This window comes from Endozoicomonas sp. ONNA2 (genome assembly GCF_024606365.1).
Lineage (GTDB): Bacteria > Pseudomonadota > Gammaproteobacteria > Pseudomonadales > Endozoicomonadaceae > Endozoicomonas.
In genome coordinates, this window is sequence record NZ_JAHHPO010001182.1 from 1 (window position 1) to 1,705 (window position 1,705).

Annotated in this window: 2 protein-coding genes and 1 pseudogene; all 3 read right to left on the bottom strand. The window is 49.0% G+C overall.

What is annotated here, in order from left to right:
- Positions 1 to 71 precede the first annotated feature (71 nt).
- The 3 genes and pseudogenes from KDK14_RS20800 to KDK14_RS20810 all read right to left on the bottom strand — a co-directional run bounded on the left by KDK14_RS20800 (position 72) and on the right by KDK14_RS20810 (position 1,179).
- Positions 72 to 386 (bottom strand): hypothetical protein, encoded by a 315-nt coding sequence (locus KDK14_RS20800; protein WP_257267155.1) that lies wholly within the window; start codon positions 384 to 386, stop codon positions 72 to 74.
- 90 nt (positions 387 to 476) lie between these two features.
- Positions 477 to 890, bottom strand: a pseudogene (locus KDK14_RS20805) (reverse transcriptase domain-containing protein); the annotation flags it as partial.
- A gap of 61 nt (positions 891 to 951) precedes the next feature.
- Complete coding sequence (locus KDK14_RS20810; RefSeq protein ID WP_257267156.1) at positions 952 to 1,179, bottom strand: hypothetical protein; 228 nt, start codon at positions 1,177 to 1,179, stop codon at positions 952 to 954.
- Positions 1,180 to 1,705: the final 526 nt, after the last annotated feature.

Genomic DNA, 1,705 nt, shown 5'->3' on the forward strand with positions numbered 1-1,705 from the left:
TTTTATCCTCAATTTTCTGTCGTCCTCGCTACGGGCGCTATTCTCGGACAGCCTCTTGGCGCATACGGCTCCTACCTCGAGTATTTAACGTCAAACCGTTGCTCTGGCCATGGATGAAGAACTTTTACTTTAGGCAACACAGTGTTGATGAAGGCACCAAACTTCTTCCAGTTCAGTCTGCTTCTCTGGCTGCGCCGCTTCAAGGCTTTGTACCAAATCTTTTGCACTGCTGTCCTGAAGGCATTGATTGTCTGTCCATTGCCGGGCACCGAAAAGTAGTTCATGTGACTTTGCAGTACACGTCGCAACCACTTCAACTGCTCCGGCACGGGGTCATGCCTGTGTTTCAGGAGATAGTCTTTGATCTTGCTCAATGTCGCTCGCATTCGCTCTTTGCTGGTTCGTCAGACAATGTGGAAGTTTCCACTGCTTCGACTAATACCACAGATATGAGTAAATCCAAGGAACGTAAACGTCTACGGCTTTCCCTGCTCCCTTTTCTTCAAGTCAACTCTGGCAAAGCGACCGAAGCGTATCAATCGGGTTTTATCCTCATGCAAGGACAAACCAAACTGCCTCAGTCTTTTACCAAGCTCACTCAGGAAGACCTTTGCATCATGTTCACGCTGAAAGCCCAGCACACTGTCATCCGCAAAGCGAACCACAATCATTCGTCCAGAGGCTTCCCGCTTTCGCCATTGGTCAAATACGTAGTGCAAATAAATATTTGATAATAGCGGCGATATCACCGATCCTTGCGGCATCCCCCTGACACGACGACCATCCTCGTCGTAGTGTCCTACTTGTATCCACTGTCTTATCAAGCGGATAATGCGCTTGTCCCTCACCCGATGCTCTAAAAACATGATCAGCCAATCATGTTCGACCTGTTCGAAGAATTTCCACTCTTTATCAGATCAAAAGCCCAGATCCAGCACCCAGTTCACCGGATTACGTTTGATTCCCACCGTCAAATCGTTCGTGCAAGGATGCCAGCCGGTTATCCAAATCCCGCTGACAGGTTTGCCATGTAACACCATCTACCCCCGCTGTTGACCTCCGTTTCAATTGGAAGAAACAGTCTTTCAACAGATAAGGTGTAATATGGTGAAACAAGGCCGTGACCTGTAAACGACGATCCTTTGCCGCAGCCTGACGTATACCCAACAGATTGGACATAGTGCTATTCCCGCGCTGAGTCGGGTCACGGACATCCTGTTAGGTATTCCTCTTGGTCAAACCCCCTATCCTCCACAACCTCCGCCACAGATCTCTCTGTTTTGTTCGGCGCTTCTCAGGTACTTTGGGCTTGTCCGACTTTCTTCCAACGACAATAGACGTATGTCTATTAACCTTCCCTACTGCGTCTCCTATGGCTAAACAGGAGAAACCGGCAGGATCTCCCGGCTCTTGTAGATTAAGAGGGCACAAGATGCGTACCTGCATGCACAAGCTCTCCGACTGCGCGAGGCCCACAGGTCACTTGCGGTGTAGTGCAACCTGTAATATTGCTTTGTGCATCACTTAACAACATAAGCACCTCGGACTATTTGATTTCGCAGTTCAATACTTAGCCTCCTGGGGCGACCCGCCAGTATTACCCCACAGGGACTTTCACCCTTAACATCTTGCCGATTTATCTCGGCACACTAAGTGGTCATAAATCTTCTCAATTCGTTCACGGATAACCCCCGGCATTTGCTGC

What these genes read in the sequence shown, in the direction of transcription:
- KDK14_RS20800 (WP_257267155.1), bottom strand. Translation starts at nt 386, where the DNA reads ATGCGAGCGACATTGAGCAAGATCAAAGACTATCTCCTGAAACACAGG.
- KDK14_RS20810 (WP_257267156.1), bottom strand. Translation starts at nt 1,179, where the DNA reads ATGTCCAATCTGTTGGGTATACGTCAGGCTGCGGCAAAGGATCGTCGT.